The organism is Streptomyces viridiviolaceus (assembly GCF_014650995.1).
Classification (GTDB): Bacteria; Actinomycetota; Actinomycetes; order Streptomycetales; family Streptomycetaceae; genus Streptomyces; species Streptomyces viridiviolaceus.
Genome location: NZ_BMWA01000011.1, coordinates 160,177 through 177,614 on the forward strand (window position 1 = coordinate 160,177; position 17,438 = coordinate 177,614).

14 protein-coding genes are annotated in these 17,438 nt (G+C 71.4%); 7 read left to right on the forward strand and 7 right to left on the reverse strand.

All coding sequences use genetic code 11. The features are described 5' to 3' along the window. The first annotated feature begins 10 nt into the window (after positions 1–10). The 4 genes from IE260_RS17915 to IE260_RS17930 all read left to right on the forward strand — a co-directional run bounded on the left by IE260_RS17915 (position 11) and on the right by IE260_RS17930 (position 3,718). Positions 11–1,240, forward strand: coding sequence for an NAD(P)-dependent malic enzyme (locus IE260_RS17915; protein WP_189873002.1), 1,230 nt, complete (start codon positions 11–13; stop codon positions 1,238–1,240). A gap of 631 nt (positions 1,241–1,871) precedes the next feature. Continuing rightward, the gene (locus IE260_RS17920) at positions 1,872–2,837 is read left to right on the forward strand and encodes a zinc-binding dehydrogenase (RefSeq protein ID WP_189873004.1); all 966 of its coding nucleotides are present in this window, start codon (positions 1,872–1,874) and stop codon (positions 2,835–2,837) included. 111 nt (positions 2,838–2,948) lie between these two features. Then, a complete protein-coding gene (locus IE260_RS17925; protein ID WP_188183355.1) occupies positions 2,949–3,158 on the forward strand; it encodes an RNA polymerase sigma factor sigma-70 region 4 domain-containing protein in 210 nt (69 codons plus the stop codon). Next, entirely contained in the window at positions 3,158–3,718 is a 561-nt protein-coding gene (locus tag IE260_RS17930; RefSeq protein WP_189873006.1) for a Clp protease N-terminal domain-containing protein, read from the forward strand. Before IE260_RS17925 ends, IE260_RS17930 begins: the two co-directional genes overlap by 1 nt. Before the next feature lie 70 nt (positions 3,719–3,788). Here the strand turns inward: IE260_RS17930 and IE260_RS17935 are convergent, their stop codons facing one another. Continuing rightward, entirely contained in the window at positions 3,789–4,835 is a 1,047-nt protein-coding gene (locus IE260_RS17935; RefSeq protein WP_189873008.1) for a PadR family transcriptional regulator, read from the reverse strand. Between the two features lies 1 nt (position 4,836). Then, the gene (locus IE260_RS17940) at positions 4,837–5,796 is read right to left on the reverse strand and encodes a DUF4097 family beta strand repeat-containing protein (RefSeq protein ID WP_189873010.1); all 960 of its coding nucleotides are present in this window, start codon (positions 5,794–5,796) and stop codon (positions 4,837–4,839) included. Between the two features lie 173 nt (positions 5,797–5,969). Here IE260_RS17940 and IE260_RS17945 point away from each other — a divergent pair, with 173 nt between their 5' ends. After that, positions 5,970–6,149, forward strand: a complete 180-nt coding sequence (locus IE260_RS17945) for a DUF6104 family protein (RefSeq protein ID WP_003992906.1) — start codon at positions 5,970–5,972, stop codon at positions 6,147–6,149. A gap of 256 nt (positions 6,150–6,405) precedes the next feature. Here the strand turns inward: IE260_RS17945 and IE260_RS17950 are convergent, their stop codons facing one another. The 4 genes from IE260_RS17950 to IE260_RS17965 all read right to left on the reverse strand — a co-directional run bounded on the left by IE260_RS17950 (position 6,406) and on the right by IE260_RS17965 (position 13,149). After that, on the reverse strand, positions 6,406–10,227 hold the full coding sequence (locus IE260_RS17950; protein WP_189873012.1) for a multifunctional oxoglutarate decarboxylase/oxoglutarate dehydrogenase thiamine pyrophosphate-binding subunit/dihydrolipoyllysine-residue succinyltransferase subunit: 3,822 nt from the start codon (positions 10,225–10,227) through the stop codon (positions 6,406–6,408). 281 nt (positions 10,228–10,508) lie between these two features. Continuing rightward, entirely contained in the window at positions 10,509–11,618 is a 1,110-nt protein-coding gene (locus tag IE260_RS17955) for a sensor histidine kinase (protein WP_189873014.1), read from the reverse strand. Continuing rightward, positions 11,615–12,355 (reverse strand): response regulator transcription factor, encoded by a 741-nt coding sequence (locus IE260_RS17960; RefSeq protein ID WP_189873016.1) that lies wholly within the window; start codon positions 12,353–12,355, stop codon positions 11,615–11,617. The genes IE260_RS17955 and IE260_RS17960 overlap by 4 nt, the downstream gene beginning before the upstream one ends. A gap of 113 nt (positions 12,356–12,468) precedes the next feature. After that, positions 12,469–13,149: a spermine/spermidine synthase domain-containing protein gene (locus tag IE260_RS17965; protein WP_189873018.1), complete on the reverse strand. Its 681-nt coding sequence runs from the start codon at positions 13,147–13,149 to the stop codon at positions 12,469–12,471. A 202-nt stretch (positions 13,150–13,351) separates the two neighbouring features. On the opposite strand from IE260_RS17965, the gene lon reads away from it, so the two are divergent. Continuing rightward, complete coding sequence (lon, locus tag IE260_RS17970; protein WP_189873020.1) at positions 13,352–15,775, forward strand: endopeptidase La; 2,424 nt, start codon at positions 13,352–13,354, stop codon at positions 15,773–15,775. Between the two features lie 69 nt (positions 15,776–15,844). Here lon and IE260_RS17975 read toward each other — a convergent pair whose 3' ends face one another. Then, on the reverse strand, positions 15,845–16,672 hold the full coding sequence (locus IE260_RS17975; RefSeq protein ID WP_189873022.1) for a lysozyme: 828 nt from the start codon (positions 16,670–16,672) through the stop codon (positions 15,845–15,847). A 214-nt stretch (positions 16,673–16,886) separates the two neighbouring features. Between IE260_RS17975 and IE260_RS17980 the strand changes: the two genes are divergently transcribed. Continuing rightward, positions 16,887–17,399 (forward strand): MarR family winged helix-turn-helix transcriptional regulator, encoded by a 513-nt coding sequence (locus IE260_RS17980; RefSeq protein ID WP_189873024.1) that lies wholly within the window; start codon positions 16,887–16,889, stop codon positions 17,397–17,399. Positions 17,400–17,438: the final 39 nt, after the last annotated feature.

Genomic DNA, 17,438 nt, shown 5'->3' on the forward strand with positions numbered 1-17,438 from the left:
GTAAAACGAAGTGGCAGCGGAGATCGTCAATCCTCGCAGCGACAGCGACGCCAGTACGGAGCAGGAGGCGGGGGCGGAGCCCCTCGACACCTTCGATCCCGCGTTCGCGCTGCACCGCGGCGGCAAGATGGCCGTGCAGGCCACCGTGCCGGTGCGTGACAAGGACGACCTGTCCCTGGCATACACGCCCGGCGTCGCGAAGGTGTGCAGCGCGATCGCCGAGAAGCCGGAGCTCGTTCACGACTACACGTGGAAGTCGTCCGTCGTGGCGGTGGTGACGGACGGTACGGCCGTCCTCGGGCTCGGGGACATCGGGCCGGAGGCCTCTCTTCCGGTGATGGAAGGGAAAGCGATCCTGTTCAAGCAGTTCGGCGGTGTGGACGCGGTTCCGATCGCGCTCGACTGCACGGACGCCGACGAGATCGTCGAGACGGTGGTGCGGCTCGCGCCCTCGTTCGGCGGGGTCAACCTGGAGGACATCTCGGCGCCGCGGTGCTTCGAGATCGAGCGGAAGCTGCAGGAGCGGCTGGACATTCCGATCTTCCACGACGACCAGCACGGCACGGCGGTCGTGACGCTGGCGGCGCTGCGGAACGCCGCGCGGCTGAGCGGACGGACGCTGGGCGAGCTGCGGGCGGTGATCTCGGGCGCGGGTGCGGCCGGGGTGGCCATCGCCAAGATGCTCGTCGAGGCCGGGATCGGGGACGTCGCGGTGGCCGACCGGAAGGGGGTCGTCTCGGCGGACCGGGACGATCTGACGCCGGTGAAGCGGGAGCTGGCCTCCTTCACGAACAAGGCGGGGCTGTCCGGGTCGCTGGAGGCGGCGCTCGCCGGTGCCGACGTCTTCATCGGGGTCTCCGGCGGTACGGTGCCGGAGCCGGCGGTGGCGTCGATGGCCGAGGGGGCGTTCGTGTTCGCGATGGCGAACCCGAATCCCGAGGTGCACCCGGACGTCGCGCACAAGTACGCGGCGGTCGTGGCGACGGGGCGGTCCGACTTCCCGAACCAGATCAACAACGTGCTGGCGTTCCCGGGCATCTTCGCGGGGGCGCTGCAGGTGCGGGCCTCCCGGATCACCGAGGGCATGAAGCTCGCGGCGGCCGAGGCGCTTGCGTCGGTCGTCGGTGACGACCTCGCGGCGGACTACGTCATCCCGTCCCCGTTCGACGAGCGGGTCGCTCCCGCGGTCACGGCGGCGGTGGCGGCGGCCGCTCGGGCGGAGGGCGTCGCGCGTCGGTGACGCCGTGCAGGTGAACGGCCCCGTCCTTGGGTGGGCGGGGCCGTTTTCCATGTCTACGCCGGTGGTCTTGGGATGACGATGCCTGCGGCGGCCTGTGCGGGTTCGGTGGGCGTGCGCGTAGCGCTTTCGGTTGTGGGTGGGTCGGGGCCGCGCCGGGGGGTGTCCGTCCTCGGAACGGCGCGGAATCGGTCACCTACCGAGGTGCCCGTGTTGACGCGCCAACCGCTGCGGGCGGACACCCCCCGACACGGCCCTCTCCCGCCGTACGCGACTGCGGGTCCGTCGCGGTGCCCGCGCAACGCAACGCCGCGCCGGCGTGCCCGCCGGGTGCCGCGTCGCTGACGTGACCGCGGGTGCCGTGCCGCCCAGCCGCAGGTTGCCGGGGTCGCCCTGCCGCGGGCAGTCGTGCCTCCCCCAGTGCCTGAACGGCCTGGGAGGTACCCCCAGGGGCGGCACGGGTGGGCGATGCGGGGCCCTGCTCGAGCGAAGCCGAGAGTGGGGGAGGCAACCCGTCAGTGCCGGGCCGCGCGACCCACCCCCGGCCCGCACCCGCGCCGTCGGGTGGCAAGAGGGCGTGTGTCACAGGGGCGCGTGGTTTCGGATGGGCGACGCGGAACCTATCGTCAAGGTCATGTTCGCTGTCTACGCCGCCCGAATCGACCGCGACCAGCCGCTCTCCGGACTGGAATTGGGAGAGCGCCCGGCTCCCGAGGCCCGCCCCGGCTGGAGTGTCGTCGACGTCAGGGCCGCCTCCCTCAATCACCACGACCTCTGGTCCCTGCGCGGTGTCGGTCTCCCGGAGGACCGGCTGCCGATGATCCTCGGCTGCGATGCCGCCGGGGTCGACGAGGACGGCAACGAGGTCGTCCTGCACTCCGTGATCGGTCAGACCGGGTACGGGGTGGGACCCAAGGAGCCCCGGTCCATCCTCACCGAGCGCTATCAGGGCACCTTCGCCGAACGGGTCGCCGTACCGACGTGGAACGTCCTGCCGAAGCCCAAGGAACTGTCCTTTGAGGAGGCCGCCTGCCTGCCGACCGCCTGGCTGACGGCGTACCGGATGCTGTTCACCAACGCCGGGGTGCGTCCCGGTGACTCGGTGCTGGTGCAGGGGGCCGGCGGCGGGGTCGCCACGGCCGCCATCGTGCTGGGGAAGGCCGCCGGGCTTCGTGTCTTCGCCACCAGCCGGGACGAGGCCAAGCGGAAGCGTGCCGTGGAACTGGGGGCCGTGGAGGCGGTGGAGCCGGGTGCCCGGCTGCCGCAGCGGGTCGACGCCGTGATCGAGACGGTAGGCGCGGCGACGTGGTCCCACTCGGTGAAGTCCCTGCGGCCCGGTGGGACGGTCGTCATCTCGGGTGCCACGAGTGGTGACCGTCCCTCGCATGCCGAGCTGACCCGGATCTTCTTCCTGGAGCTCAAGGTCGTCGGGTCCACGATGGGCACCAAGGAGGAGTTGGAGGATCTGCTGTCCTTCTGCGCCGCCACCGGTGTGCGGCCCGTCATCGACGAGGTGCTGCCGATGGACCGGGCGCGCGAGGGCTTCGAGCGGATGGAGTCCGGGGAGCAGTTCGGCAAGATCGTGCTCAGCGGTTCCTGAGGGTTCTCGGCGAGGTCGTCACGGCGGGTCCGGTGGTTCGGGCCCGCCCTTTCTTCGGCCGCCCTGTCAACTAGGGTTGACAGGGCGAAGGTGTCAACTTACGTTGACTGCATGACTGAAGCTACGGATCTCGCCGCACGCGCGGGTGATCGCGATCCTCGGGTCGGGCTGCGGGCCGTCGCCGCACTGCGCAGGCTGCTGGAGCAGCTGGAGTCGGTGCAGGTGCGCAGTGCGCGCAATCAGGGGTGGTCGTGGCAGGAGATCGCCACGGAGCTCGGGGTGAGCAGGCAGGCCGTGCACAAGAAGTACGGGAGGCATTGATGTTCGAGCGGTTCACGAAGGACGCCCGCGCCGTCGTCCAGGGGGCGGTCGAGTGCGCCGAGAGGGCGAAGGCGTCGACTGTCGACGCCGAGCACCTGCTGCTCGCGCTGCTGGAGCGTGAGGGGAGCCGTGGCTCGTTCGCGCTGGCGGCGCTCGGGGCCGGTGAGCGCAAGGAGTCGGTGCGGCAGGCGCTGGAGGACGCGCGGCGGCGTGCCGGACTGTCGCAGGCCGAGACCGACGCCCTCGCCGGGCTCGGGATCGACGTCTCCGAGATCGTCGCCCGGGTGGAGGAGGCGCACGGCGTCGGGGCGATGTCCGGCGGGCGGACGGACAAGGGGCGGCGGCCGGGGCGGCCCGGCTTCGGCCGGGGGGCCAAGGACGTGCTGGAGAAGGCGCTGAGGGTCGCCGTCGCCCGGCGTGACCGGCACATCGGGGACGAGCACATCCTTCTCGCTCTGACCGTGCGTCCCGGCGTGCCGGCCGAGGTGCTCGCCGACCACGGAGTGACCCATGAGTCGCTGACCAGGGTGCTGGGGGGCGAGGGGGAGGCCTGCGCCTGAGGTGGGTGTGCGCCCCCGGCGGCGCGGCGCGCTCCCGGTGGAGGAGGCGTCGCCCGGGGGCGCCGCGGGGTCAGTCCTTCGGGGCCCGCAGTATCGCCCCGATGTGCGCCGCCGCCGTCGAGAGGTGGCGGCGGGCGTCGCGCAGTTGGTCGGCCGTGACGCCGTGGTCCCGGGCCGCGTCGCGGATGTCGTCCCGGAAGCGGTCGAGCAGCCGGTCGAGGTCGCGGGACGGGTCACCGGTGGAGTTCGCGGGGTCCTCGTGAGCCCAGGCCGGTGCGTAATCGGCCGGGAAGTCCTCCGGGGTGTGGGAGTACTCCGGCCGGGGCGGTGCCGGCGTGTCGGTCCCGGCGCGTCCGAAGCCCCAGTCCTTCCCGAACTCCTTGCCGAACTCGCCGACCTCCTTGGCCAGTTCGCTCAGACCTTCCCGCAGGCCCGTCGGCCAGTCGCCCCGCGCGAAGTGGTCCTGCACCTGCTCCTGGACCCGCCTGGCGATGCGCTGCACCTCCTCCTGTGCCTGGGCCCGGGCCCGCTCCTGCGCCTCCTGGGCCTGGTGCCGGGCCCGCTGGGCCTCTTCGCGGGCGCGGCGGCTCTCGTCCTTGGCGCGGCGGGCCTGGTCCTTCCATTCCTGCTTGACGCGCCGCATCTCCTCCTTGGCGGCGCGCCAGGCCTCCTGGTCGGTGTACGTGGCGTCGCCGAAGGTGCCGGTCCGCTCGCCGGTGCCGGCGCCCCGGCGGGCCTCGCTGGCCGCCGCGCGCATCTCGCGGCGCAGGTCGCCCGCCGCACCGCGGACGTCGGCCCGGATCTCGGCGGCGAGTTCGGCCACCGACTCCCGGATCTCCAGTTCCAGGTCGGCCAGCTCACCGCTGCGGTCGGCCAGTTCGGCCCGGCCGGCGTCCGTGATGGCGTAGACCTTCCGGCCGCCCTCGGTGGTGTGGGTGACCAGGCCCTCGGCCTCCAGCTTGGCCAGGCGCGGGTACACGGTGCCCGCCGACGGTGCGTACAGCCCCTGGAAGCGCTCTTCGAGGAGGCGGATCACCTCGTAGCCGTGACGCGGGGCCTCGTCCAGCAGCTTGAGGAGGTAGAGGCGCAGGCGGCCGTGGGCGAAGACGGGGGACATGTCAGAGCACCTTCTTGTCGGTCGTACCGTCGGCCGGGGCGCCGGTGGCGCCGTTCCCCGGGCCGGAACCGGAATTGTCCCCCGGGTCGCCGGGGGCGCCCGGGCCGCCGGTCGCCGGACCGGCGTCCTGCGGTTCCTCCGCCCATGGCCCGTCCTCCGTCGGCGGCCGGCGCAGCAGGGCGATCGAACCGGAGACCGTGGTGGCCTTCAGCCTGCCGTTGCCCGCGCCGAGCCGGCCGGTGATGCGCTTGGCGCCCCACTGCCCGGCGACCCGCAGGTCCTCGAAGGCGCTGGAGACGGTGCCGCTCGCCGTGTTCGCCTCCACCTCGGCGTCGGCGGGGTGGGGCAGCCGGATGGCGATCTCGCCCGAGACGCTGGTCAGACCGATGTCGGTGGGCCCGCCGGCCGTGTCGAGGTCGACGATCATCGAACCGCTCACCGAGTCGGCCCTCACGGAGGAACCCGCCTCGACCACCGTGAGGTCCCCGGAGACGGAGTTGAACCGGAGGTCTCCGGTGAGTGCCTGCGCCTCCACGTTCCCCGACACGGTGTCGGCGCGGACCGGGCCCGCGAGGCTCACCAGCGTGGTGTCCCCGGAGACCCCCTTCACCTCCGCGCGTCCGTCGATGCCGGAGACCACGGCCGTGGCGCTGACCACGCCCACCTCCACGCGGGTGTCCGACGGGACGGCCAGGGAGACCACCGCGCTGCGCCGCCAGCCCTTGCGGTCGAGCCACTTGAGGAAGCCCTTCCAGGGCAGGTCCTCGTAGGCCACCGTGAGTGTGCCGCCCTCGTGGGTCACGATCAGGGGCGGTCCCTCGATCTCGGAGACCTCCAGGCGGGCGGAACCCTCGTCCGTGCCCACCACGTTCACCGTTCCGTTGACGATGCGTACCTGGAGCTCGCCCACCGGCTCGTCGAAGGTGAGCTTCCTGGGTGCCGCGACGGACCACTCGGACATGGGCAGACCTCCTCGACCGGACGCGCCATATCGCGTCCTCCATCACTCACGATATATCGCAGGTGCCGGAAGTCAAGGTCCGCGGCTGTGGCACCCCCACCCGCCCCGGACCGCGCGTTGCATAGGCTTGGGGGCGGAATCGGAACACGGACGCACGCAGGGGAACACACGCCATGTACTTCACCGACCGCGGTATCGAGGAGCTGGAGAAGCGGCGCGGCGAGGAAGAGGTCACCTTCGAGTGGCTCGCCGAGCAGTTGCGTACGTTCGTGGACCTCAACCCCGACTTCGAGGTGCCCGTCGAGCGGCTCGCCACCTGGCTCGCGCGGCTGGACGACGAAGACGACGAGTAGGCCCCGGCGCCCTGGAGCCGGGCCGGGAGTCGCTGCGCCGGCAGGACGGCCGCTCGGGGCGCCCGGCATGCGCACACCGTCTCTGCCCGTCGGCGTACCCGGCCCTCCCGGGACCTCGGACGCCGTCTCGGCCGACCGCGGCAAAGGAGACGCCGTCTCGGCCGACCGCGGCAAAGGGCCCGGCCCCGAGTCCTGGTGACTCGGGGCCGGGCCCTTCGGCTGTGGACGCGGCGCGCGGAGCGCCGGGTTCAGAGGCTCACGCCTCGAACACCTCACGCACCAGCTGCTCCTGCTCGGCCTGGTGCCGCTTGGCGGAACCGACGGCCGGGGACGAGCTGTGCGGGCGCGAGATGCGGCGCAGGCGCTCGCCGTGCGGGACGTCGGCGCCGACCGCCAGGTCCAGGTGGTCGATCAGGTTCAGGGCGATGAACGGCCACGCACCCTGGTTCGCCGGCTCCTCCTGGGCCCACAGGTACTTCTCGGCGTTCGGGTACTTGGCGATCTCCGCCTGGAGCTCGGCACCCGGCAGCGGGTACAGGCGCTCGATGCGGATGATGGCCGTGTCCGTGACGCCGCGCTTCTTCCGCTCGGCCTCCAGGTCGTAGTAGACCTTGCCGGCGCAGAAGACGACCTTCTTCACCGCGGCCGGGTCGACCGAGGCGTCGCCGATGACCGGGCGGAACTGGCCCGTCGTGAACTCCTCCGCCTTCGAGGCCGCCGCCTTCAGGCGCAGCATCGACTTCGGGGTGAAGACGACCAGCGGCTTGTGGTGCGGGTTGTGCACCTGCCACCGCAGGAGGTGGAAGTAGTTCGACGGCGACGTCGGCATGGCGACCGTCATGTTGTTCTGCGCGCAGAGCTGCAGGAAGCGCTCCGGGCGGGCCGAGGAGTGGTCCGGACCCTGGCCCTCGTAGCCGTGCGGCAGCAGGAGCACCACGCCGCTCGTCTGGTTCCACTTCTGCTCCGCCGACGAGATGAACTCGTCCACGACCGTCTGGGCGCCGTTGACGAAGTCGCCGAACTGCGCCTCCCACATCACGAGCGCGTCGGGGCGGGCCAGCGAGTAGCCGTACTCGAAGCCCATCGCCGCGTACTCGGAGAGGAGGGAGTTGTAGACGTTCAGGCGGGCCTGGTCCTCGGACAGGTACAGCAGCGGGGTGTAGTCCTCGCCCGTCGCGCGGTCGATGAGCACCGCGTGGCGCTGGCCGAAGGTGCCGCGCTGGGAGTCCTGGCCGGCGAGCCGGACCGGGACGCCCTCCAGCAGGAGGGAGCCGACGGCGAGGGTCTCGCCCATGCCCCAGTCGATGGTGCCGTCCTCGACCATCGCCGCCCGGCGCTGCAGCTGCGGCAGCAGGCGCGGGTGGACGGTGATGTGGTCGGGGATGTTGACCTGGGACTCGGCGATCCGCTTGACGACCTCGGAGGTGACCGCGGTGTTCACGGCGACCGGGAACTCGGCCTGCGGGTCGGTCGGCTCCACGGCGGCCGGCTGCGAGGTGGCCTCGCGGACCTCCGTGAAGACCTTCTCCAGCTGGCCCTGGTAGTCCTGCAGCGCCTGCTCGGCCTCTTCCAGGGTGATGTCGCCGCGACCGATGAGGGACTCGGTGTAGAGCTTGCGCACCGAGCGCTTCTTGTCGATCAGGTCGTACATCAGCGGCTGGGTGAAGGCCGGGTTGTCCGACTCGTTGTGACCGCGGCGGCGGTAGCAGATGAGGTCGATGACCACGTCCTTGTTGAACGCCTGGCGGAACTCGAACGCCAGCCGCGCAACGCGGACGACGGCCTCGGGGTCGTCGCCGTTCACGTGGAAGATCGGGGCCTCGATCATGCGGGCCACGTCCGTGGCGTACATGGACGAACGCGACGACTCGGGGGCCGCGGTGAAGCCGACCTGGTTGTTGATGACGATGTGGACCGTGCCGCCGGTGCGGTAGCCGCGCAGCTGCGACATGTTCAGGGTCTCGGCCACCACGCCCTGGCCCGCGAAGGCCGCGTCGCCGTGGATCGCCACCGGCAGGACGGTGAAGTCCGTGCCGCCCTTGTTGATGATGTCCTGCTTGGCGCGGGCGACGCCCTCCAGGACCGGGTCCACCGCCTCCAGGTGCGAGGGGTTCGCGACCAGGGAGACCTTGATCTGCTCGCCGTCCAGGCCCGTGAAGGTGCCCTCGGCGCCCAGGTGGTACTTCACGTCGCCGGAGCCGTGCATCGACTTCGGGTCGAGGTTGCCCTCGAACTCGCGGAAGATCTGCGCGTACGACTTGCCGACGATGTTCGCCAGGACGTTCAGGCGGCCGCGGTGGGCCATGCCGATGACGACCTCGTCCAGGCGGGACTCGGCCGCCGAGTCGAGGACCGCGTCCAGCAGCGGGATGACGGACTCGCCGCCCTCCAGGGAGAAGCGCTTCTGGCCGACGTACTTCGTCTGCAGGAAGGTCTCGAAGGCCTCCGCCGCGTTCAGGCGGCGCAGGATGCGCAGCTGCTCCTCGCGCTCCGGCTTGGAGTGCGCGCGCTCCACGCGGTCCTGGATCCACTTGCGCTGCTTCGGGTCCTGGATGTGCATGAACTCGATGCCGGTGGTGCGGCAGTACGAGTCGCGCAGCACGCCGAGGATGTCGCGCAGCTTCATCATCGACTTGCCGGCGAAGCCGCCGACGGCGAACTCGCGCTCCAGGTCCCACAGGGTGAGGCCGTGCTCGGTGATGTCCAGGTCGGGGTGCTTGCGCTGCTGGTACTCCAGCGGGTCGGTGTCGGCCATGACGTGGCCGCGGACCCGGTAGGAGTGGATCAGCTCGAAGACGCGGGCGGCCTTCGTGACGTCGTCGTCGTGGGAGGCGTCGATGTCCTTGAGCCAGCGGACCGGCTCGTAGGGGATGCGCAGCGCCTCGAAGATCTCGTCGTAGAAGTCGTTCTCGCCGAGCAGGAGGTTGGCGACCTGGCGGAGGAACTCGCCGGAGGCGGCGCCCTGGATCACCCGGTGGTCGTAGGTCGACGTGAGCGTCATGACCTTCGAGATGCCGAGCTTGTTCAGGGTGTCCTGGCTGGTGCCCTGGAACTCCGCCGGGTAGTCCATGGAGCCGACGCCCATGATGACCGACTGGCCGGGCATCAGGCGCGGCACCGAGTGCACGGTGCCGAGGCCGCCGGGGTTGGTCAGGGAGACCGTGACGCCGGTGAAGTCGTCCATCGTCAGCTTGCCGTCGCGGGCGCGGCGGACGATGTCCTCGTAGGCCTGCCAGAACTCGAAGAAGTTCAGCGTCTCGGCCTTCTTGATCGCCGCGACGACCAGCTGGCGGTCGCCGTTGGGCTTGACCAGGTCGATGGCGAGGCCGAGGTTGACGTGCGCCGGCTTGATCAGCGTCGGCTTGCCGTCCTTCTCGCCGAACGCGTAGTTCATCGACGGCATGGCCTTGATGGCCTGCACCATCGCGTAGCCGATCAGGTGCGTGAAGGAGATCTTCCCGCCCCGGGCGCGCTTGAGGTGGTTGTTGATGACGATGCGGTTGTCGAACAGCAGCTTCACCGGGACCGCGCGCACGGACGTGGCCGTGGGCAGCTCCAGCGAGGCGTTCATGTTCTTCGCCACCGCGGCGGCGGGGCCGCGCAGCGTGACCAGCTCGGGGCCCGCGGGCGCCTCCTTGGCCGGCTCGGCCTTCGCCGGCGCCTTGGCGGCGGGCTTCGCGGCCGGGGCGGCGGGAGCGGCGGCCTTGGCGGCCGGGGCCGCCGGGGCGGCGGGCTTCGCGGCGGCGGCCGGCTGGGGAGCGGCCGGGGCCTGGGCGGGCTTCGCCGGAGCGGCCGGAGCCGCGGCCGGGGCCTGCGCCTGCGGCGCCGGGGCGGCCTGGGGCGCGCTCGTGGTCTCCGCGGTCGCGACGCCCGACGCGGCCTGGGCGGCGGCCGCCCCCGGCTTGTAGTCGGCGAAGAAGTCCCACCAGGCACGGTCCACGGAATTCGGGTCCTGGAGGTACTGCTGATAGATCTCGTCGACGAGCCACTCATTGGGACCGAACGCCGCAGCGGGGTTCTTGCCCGCTTGGTCGGTGTCGGTCGAGATGCTCGAGTTACTGGGGGACTGTGGCGACACGGCGGCAACCGCCCTCTTCCGCTTCACAAGGTGATGGACAGCGGGAATTAAGGCTACGCCTCCAAGAGCGGGAAGGTCAGGCCGGGCCCGTTCATCGTCGCGTAAGTCACATTGCAGACCGTGTTTCGGCGCTGGAAATGGCGGGAAACAAGCGTGGTTCTGCTTCAGATGGGAACGGGGCACCGGGACCCGGCGCAGGCGAGGCGCGGGCCTGTGGCTGATCACACGTGTCCGTCGGCGCGGACGCTCGTGGATCTTGTGGCTCCGCTTCGAACTGTACGTCAACTTGGCGAAGACGGAAGGCCCGGAAGGGTGACGAGGATCCGGCAGCCCCGCTCGGATTCGGCCACACCGATCCGGCCGCCGTGGAGATCCACCGCCCAGCGCGCGATCGCCAGGCCGAGCCCCGTGCCCCCGTCGCTGCCCGGGCCGTGCGGCCGGGACACCGCTCCGCGGTTGAACCGCTCGAACACCCGGTGCCACTCCGACCGGGGAATGCCGGGACCCTCGTCCAGAACCTCCAGCTCGAGCGACTCCGGAAGGGCCCCGCGCCGCGCCTTGACCGTCACCCGGCCGTGCGGCGGGCTGTGCTTGACCGCGTTGTCGATGAGGTTGGCGACCACCTGGTGGATGCGCTCGGGGTCCGCGTGCGCGGTCAGCTCCGACGGGAAGACGTCCAGGGCCAGGTGGACGTCCTTGCGGGTGTGGCTGCCGGACCCGGAGGCGATGCCCGCGCGCGCCGACGCGACCATGTTGGCCTCCTTCAGCACGCCCGACAGGTAGGGCCACACCTCGAAGCGCCGCTTGCGCAGCGGTACGACGCCGTTGTCCAGGCGGGAGAGGTCCAGCAGCGTCTCCACCAGCCGGCCGAGCCGCTCGGTCTGCTTCAGCGCCGTCCGCATGGTCTCCGGGTCGGCCTCGGTGACGCCGTCGACGATGTTCTCCAGCACCGCGCGCAGCCCCGCGATGGGCGTGCGCAGCTCGTGGGAGACGTTCGCCACCAGCTCCTTGCGCTGCCGGTCCTGGGCCTCCAGGTCGTCGGCCATGCGGTTGATCGTGACGGCCAGGTCGCCCAGCTCGTCGCGGCGGTTCTCACGCACCCGGCGGGTGTAGTCGCCGTGCGAGATGGACCGCGCCACCGCGTTCATCTCGTCCAGCGGCGCGGTCAGCGAGTGGGCCACGAACTGCGTGATCAGCAGTGTGGCGATCATCGAGAAGACCGTGATGAAGCGCAGCTCCGTCTTGGTGTGCACCGCTATCACCGACAGCCCGGTGGTGATCAGCACCGAGGTGACGACCAGCGCACCCAGCTTGGTCTTGATCGAGAACGGGCGTACGCCGCCCCAGGGTTCCCCGGGGCTCCTCCGTGCGGCTTCCCGCCCTCGGCTCATGGCGTCGGCGTCTCCAGCGCGTAGCCCACACCGTGCACGGTACGGATCCGCTCGGCGCCGATCTTCCGCCGCAGAGCCTTGATGTGGCTGTCCACGGTCCGGGTGCCGGAGGCGTCCGCCCAGTCCCACACCTCGGCCAGCAGCTGCTCACGGGAGAGCACCGCGCGCGGGGTGTTCGCCAGGCACACCAGCAGGTCGAACTCGGTGGGCGTGAGGTGGACGTCCTCGCTGCGCACCCGCACCCGGCGCTGCGCGTGGTCGATCTCCAGCTCGCCGAGCCGCAGGATGCCGCTGCGCGGCGTCGAGGCGGCCACCACGGCCCGCTCCACGCGGCGCAGCAGCACGTGGACGCGGGCCGCCAGCTCCCGCATCGAGAACGGCTTCGTCATGTAGTCGTCGGCGCCGACGCCGAGCCCGACCAGCATGTCCGTCTCGTCGTCGCGCGCGGTGAGCATCAGCACCGGCACCGGGCGCTGGGCCTGCACGCGCCGGCAGACCTCCAGGCCGTCGAAGCCGGGCAGCATGATGTCGAGGATCAGCAGGTCGGGCTGCCAAGCCTCGGCCGTGTCGACGGCGGACGGACCGTCGCCCGCCGTTTGCACCAGGAATCCCTCGGCACGCAGGCGGGTCGCGATGGCGTCCACGATCGTCTGGTCGTCCTCGACCACCAGCACCCGGCGCTGAGCGCCCGGGGTGGCCGCCGCCGTGCCGTTGTGGGAGGTGTGTGTCTGCTCCATCGCCCGCCCCTGAGGTGTGCTTTCCGGAATCCGTGGGGTGATCCCATGACTGCGATTGACGCTTGAATGATCCGCGCCAAGGCAGCAGCGTACGGGGACTCACCGGGCCTTTGCTATCCAGGTCCGACGCCGAGGTGGACGACGTCCGGAACGCCCCGGGCAACGGGGATCTCTTCGGTACGCACCTGCTGGAACCCGGCATTACGCAAGGATTCTTCGAATTCCGGAGAGGGCTGCGCCGACCATACGGCGAGCACCCCGCCGGGTCTCAACACCCTTGCGCAGCAAGCCAGTCCGGCCGGTGCGTACAACCCGTCGTTGCCCTCGGTGACGGTCCAGCCGGGGCCGTTGTCGATGTCGAGGCACAGGGCGTCGTACGTGGCGCATGTCTCATTGACGTATGCGACCAGATCCGCTTCCACGACCTCCGTGCGCGGGTCGGCCAGAGCCCCCGCGGAGAAGGGGGCCAAGGGTCCGTCGCGGTGCCAGTCGATGACGGCGCGCTCGCGTTCGACGACCGTGATGCGGCCCCAGCGGGGGTCGGCGGCGGCGTGTGCGAGCGAGAAGCCGACGCCCAGCCCGCCGATCAGCACGTGCGGCGCGGCCCGCTCGCCGAGCGCCTCGGCCGCCACGTCGACGAGCCGCCGCTCCGAGCGCCCGTCGGAGGTGTCCATCAGGAAGCAGCCGTTCGCGATGATCTGGAGCAACGCTCCGTGACGGCGCAGGACGACCTCGCCGTACGGGCCCTCGCGACGGTCCAGCACTTCGGGTTTCTCGAACGAGGTGGTGGACATCGACCCATCCTGGCAGGCGGGGCGGGCGCAGTGGGCGGAATTACCGGCGGACCGCCCGTGCTGGTGAAAGGGGACCGCCGTGGTCCGCCCCCCGGGGACCCGTCGGCCCATGATCGCTGAGAGCGAACACGGCGTGGGGAACAATCCGCCTGCGGCAAGCATTGAGTCCACGTAACTCAACTTGACTGCCGAAGGGGAGATCATGGCTGCTGAGTCCACGGCGTTCACACCGCTCACCCTGCCCGTGCTGCCGCTCGACGACGAGGTCGTGCTGCCCGGGATGGTGGTCCCGCTGGATCTGAGCGACACCGAGGTGCGGGCCGCGGTGGAGGCCGCACAGGCCGCCGCGAGGTCGGAACCGGGCAAGCCCCGGGTCCTCCTCGTCCCGCGCGTCGACGGCACGTACGCCGGCACCGGCGTCCTCGGCACGGTCGAGCAGGTCGGCCGCCTCGCCGACGGCGACCCGGGCGCTCTGATCCGCGGCCGGGGCCGGGTGAAGATCGGCGCCGGCACCACCGGTCCCGGCGCGGCGCTGTGGGTCGAGGGCACGCGGATCGACGAGAGCGTGCCCGAGCCGCTGCCCGGGCAGGTCGCCGAACTGGTCAAGGAGTACAAGGCCCTCGCCACCGCCTGGCTGCGCAAGCGCGGCGCCTGGCAGGTCGTGGACCGCGTCCAGGCGATCGACGACGTCTCCGCGCTGGCCGACAACTCCGGCTACTCGCCGTTCCTGACCACCGACCAGAAGGTCGAGCTGCTGGAGACCGCCGACCCGGTCGCCCGGCTGAAGCTCGCCACGAAGCAACTGCGCGACCACCTCGCCGAGCAGGACGTCGCCGAGACCATCGCCAAGGACGTCCAGGAGGGCGTCGACAAGCAGCAGCGCGAATTCCTTCTGCGCCGCCAGCTGGAGGCCGTGCGCAAGGAACTGCGCGAGCTCAACGGCGAACAGGACGGCGAGGAGTCCGACGACTACCGCGCCCGTGTGGAGGCCGCCGACCTGCCCGACAAGGTCCGCGAGGCCGCGCTCAAGGAGGTCGACAAGCTGGAGCGCGCCTCCGACCAGTCGCCCGAGGGGTCGTGGATCCGCACCTGGCTCGACACCGTCCTCGAACTGCCGTGGAACGAGCGCACCGAGGACGCCTACGACATCCAGGGCGCCAAGGCGGTGCTCGACGCCGAGCACGCCGGCCTGGAGGACGTGAAGGAGCGGATCACCGAGTACCTGGCGGTGCGCAAGCGGCGCGCCGACCGCGGGCTCGGCGTCGTCGGCGGGCGGCGCGGGGGCGCCGTGCTGGCCCTGGTGGGCCCGCCCGGCGTCGGCAAGACCAGCCTGGGCGAGTCCGTCGCGCACGCCATGGGCCGCAAGTTCGTGCGGGTCGCCCTCGGCGGCGTCCGCGACGAGGCCGAGATCCGCGGCCACCGGCGTACGTACGTGGGCGCGCTGCCCGGCCGAATCGTCCGCGCGATCAAGGAGGCCGGCTCGATGAACCCGGTCGTCCTGCTGGACGAGATCGACAAGGTCGGCTCCGACTTCCGCGGCGACCCTGCCGCGGCCCTGCTGGAGGTCCTGGACCCGGCCCAGAACCACACCTTCCGGGACCACTACCTGGAGGTCGAACTCGACCTGTCGGACGTGGTGTTCCTCGCCACCGCCAACGTCCTCGAAGCCATTCCCGAGGCCCTGCTCGACCGCATGGAGCTGGTCCGGCTCGACGGCTACACCGAGGACGAGAAGGTCGTCATCGCCCGCGACCACCTGCTCCCGCGCCAGCTGGAGCGGGCGGGCCTGGGCCCGGACGAGGTGACCCTCGACGAGAGCGCGCTGCGCAAGCTGGCCGGCGAGTACACGCGTGAGGCGGGCGTGCGCAACCTGGAGCGGTCCGTCGCACGGCTGCTGCGCAAGATCGCGGCCCAGCACGAACTGGGGGAGCGGAAGCTGCCGTTCACCGTCACCGACGGCGATCTGCGCGCCCTGATCGGCCGGCCGCACCACGTGCCCGAGTCCGCCCAGGACCCGGCCGAGCGCCGCACCTCGGTGCCGGGTGTGGCCACGGGCCTCGCGGTCACCGGAGCGGGCGGCGACGTGCTGTACGTCGAGGCGTCCCTCGCCGACCCCGAGACGGGCGCGTCGGGCCTGACGCTGACCGGGCAGCTGGGCGACGTGATGAAGGAGTCGGCGCAGATCGCGCTGAGCTTCCTGCGCAGCCACGGCGCCGAGCTGGAGCTGCCGGTGGCCGACCTGAAGGACCGGGGCGTGCACATCCACTTCCCGGCGGGCGCGGTCCCCAAGGACGGCCCCAGCGCCGGCATCACGATGACGACGGCCCTCGCCTCGCTCCTGTCGGGCCGGCTGGTACGCACCGACGTGGCGATGACCGGTGAGGTCTCGCTGACCGGGCGCGTGCTGCCGATCGGCGGGGTGAAGCAGAAGCTGCTCGCGGCGCACCGGGCGGGCATCACCACGGTGATCATCCCCAAGCGCAACGAGCCCGACCTGGACGACGTCCCGGCGGAGGTGCTGGACAAGCTCGACGTCCACACCGTCACGGACGTCCGCCAGGTCCTGGAGCTGGCGCTCGCGCCGGCCACGAACGGCGCGGTGCCGGAGGTTCCGGCGGCGGCGTGACGGACGCCCCCGGATGAGGGGAGGCCCGGGTCCCGTGAGGGAGGCCCGGGCCTTCACCGTACGTGCGCGTCAGCCGTTGGCGAGCGCCTGGACGCGGTCGAGGGCGCCGTTGAACCTGTTGTGGTCGCCGACCGTCGGGCCGGACGAGGTGTACTGCCACATCGTGTAGTACGACCAGCCCGCCGGAAGGGTGCCCACCGTCGAGGCGTAGCGGGCGATCCACAGCGGGTTGTAGGCGGCGAAGCCGGAGTAGTTGCCGGTGCACTGGGTCCACCAGCTGGTGGCCGTGTAGATCACGGCGTCCCGGCCGGTGCGGGCCTTGTAGGTGTTCAGGAAGTCGCGGATCCAGGAGACCATCTGGCTCTGCGTCTTGCCGTAGCAGGCGGCCCCGTACGGGTTCCACTCGATGTCCAGGGCGCCCGGCAGCGTCTTGCCGTCGCGGGACCAGCCGCCGCCGTGGTCGACGAAGTAGTTGGCCTGGGTGGCGCCGCTGGTGGTGTCGGGGGTGGCGAAGTGGTACGCGCCGCGGATCATGCCTACGTTGTAGGAGCCGTTGTACTGCTGGGCGAAGTAGGGGTTCGTGTAGTACGTCCCCTCGGTCGCCTTCACGTAGGCCCACTTGACCCCGCTGTTCCACAGGGTCGACCAGGCGACGTTGCCCTGGTGGCTGGAGACGTCGACGCCCTCCGTCTGGGTGGCGTCGCCGGGTACGGGTGTGCCGTGCTGCCCGTCGTGTTCCACCACGCCCATGCCCATGTGGGCGGATCCGCGCGGCGGTGTGTCGGCGGCCGACGAGGACTGGGCGGGGACGGTGAGGAGCAGGGAGAACGCGGCGAGCAGGATCCCGGTGAGGGTCAGGCGCCGGCCGCGGGCCGATCCGGATCTGTGCACGGGCATGGACGTGCCTCCGAAGGCTCGGTGGTGCACGGTGGGGGATGGTGTGAGCATGCCATTCATTGACCGGTGAAGAAGCTACGCACGTAGAACGCCCGGTGGGAAGAGGGTTCGGAAGCTGCCGTTGGTCTAAGCCTGCGAAATACTTGCGGAGCTGCGGCGATGGCGGCCCGTGGCGAAAACTTTCAGGACCGGGAAAATTCAGGCAGGGGCTGACGTGCACGAAGACGGAAACGGCGGCTGTCGTGGAGTCGACTCCGGGGGTGCCCCCTCCGGGGGAGAACCGCGCAGTGGTGTGAACCAGCCGGAATTCCTGGCGCTGGAGCGCGAGTTGACGGTGCTGCTGCGACGTGCCCGGGCCAACCAGGGCGAGATGGCGCGGGAGGTCCACCCGGACCTGGAGTCCTCCGCGTACGGGCTCCTCGTACGGCTCGGCGAGTGCGGCGGGCAGCGGGCGACGGAACTGGCCGCCTACATCGGCGTCGGCAAGGCGACGATGTCCCGGCAACTGCGCGCCCTGGAGGAACTGGGCCTCGTCACCCGCGAGCCCGACCCCGCCGACGGCCGCGCCTGGGTGGTCACCCTGACCCGCGAGGGCCAGGAACGCGTCGGCCGCGTGCGGGAGGCCCGCCGGGCCCGCTACGCCCGCCGGCTCGCCGACTGGGACCCGCGCGAGGTGGCGGAGCTGGCCCGGCTGCTGCACGAACTCAACCGCGGCATGGAGAAGTAGCCCGCCGCCGCACCGACGGCCGCGCCCGCCGTGCGTGCG

Bases quoted from the DNA above. Each gene is read 5' to 3' on its own strand.
- IE260_RS17920 (WP_189873004.1), top strand. From the start codon at position 1,872: ATGTTCGCTGTCTACGCCGCCCGAATCGACCGCGACCAGCCGCTCTCC.
- IE260_RS17965 (WP_189873018.1), bottom strand. From the start codon at position 13,149: ATGTCCACCACCTCGTTCGAGAAACCCGAAGTGCTGGACCGTCGCGAG.
- lon (WP_189873020.1), top strand. From the start codon at position 13,352: ATGGCTGCTGAGTCCACGGCGTTCACACCGCTCACCCTGCCCGTGCTG.
- IE260_RS17960 (WP_189873016.1), bottom strand. From the start codon at position 12,355: ATGGAGCAGACACACACCTCCCACAACGGCACGGCGGCGGCCACCCCG.
- IE260_RS17955 (WP_189873014.1), bottom strand. From the start codon at position 11,618: ATGAGCCGAGGGCGGGAAGCCGCACGGAGGAGCCCCGGGGAACCCTGG.
- IE260_RS17945 (WP_003992906.1), top strand. From the start codon at position 5,970: ATGTACTTCACCGACCGCGGTATCGAGGAGCTGGAGAAGCGGCGCGGC.
- IE260_RS17975 (WP_189873022.1), bottom strand. From the start codon at position 16,672: ATGCCCGTGCACAGATCCGGATCGGCCCGCGGCCGGCGCCTGACCCTC.
- IE260_RS17935 (WP_189873008.1), bottom strand. From the start codon at position 4,835: ATGTCCCCCGTCTTCGCCCACGGCCGCCTGCGCCTCTACCTCCTCAAG.
- IE260_RS17930 (WP_189873006.1), top strand. From the start codon at position 3,158: ATGTTCGAGCGGTTCACGAAGGACGCCCGCGCCGTCGTCCAGGGGGCG.
- IE260_RS17940 (WP_189873010.1), bottom strand. From the start codon at position 5,796: ATGTCCGAGTGGTCCGTCGCGGCACCCAGGAAGCTCACCTTCGACGAG.
- IE260_RS17925 (WP_188183355.1), top strand. From the start codon at position 2,949: ATGACTGAAGCTACGGATCTCGCCGCACGCGCGGGTGATCGCGATCCT.